Consider the following 515-nt stretch of genomic DNA (forward strand, 5'->3'; position numbering starts at 1 on the left):
TCCGACAGGTAATTCGGCTGGTGCTAATAACACTCGCGCGATCATGTCTGCACAGGTCAGCAATAAAGCTCCCAACAACGCCGAAATAGGTAACAGTGTGCGATGATCTGGGCCTGCTAGCATGCGTCCGAGATGTGGGATAACCAAACCGATAAAGCCGATTGCCCCGCAGATACTTACTGTGACACCAACGCCTACGGCGGAAAGCAGAATGAGCTGACGCTTCAATTTTTGTACTGGAACGCCCAGGTGGCGAGCTTCTGATTCACCAAGCAATAATGCGTTTAAAGACATGGCTTTTTTGTGAAACCAGAAAAGTAGTACCGCGAGAGTCACAGAAGCTAAGCCAATGCCTGCCCAGTTTGCGCCCGCAAGCGAACCCATCGACCACAACGTTAAATCGCGCAGCATTTGGTCATCCGCAGAAAAGTTGAGAAAGCCGATCGCGGCACCTGAAAGTGCACTGATCGCCACGCCAGCGAGCAGCATGATCGTGACGGACGTACCAAACTTAT

The 515-nt window shown here is 51.5% G+C and carries 1 protein-coding gene; it reads right to left on the reverse strand.

Annotation, left to right across the window (positions count from 1 at the left end; genetic code table 11):
- A partial coding sequence (locus R7Q09_RS28455; protein WP_318144247.1) for an iron ABC transporter permease occupies positions 1 to 515 on the reverse strand: 515 nt, incomplete at both ends.

Source organism: Vibrio sp. 2130-1 (assembly GCF_033339515.1).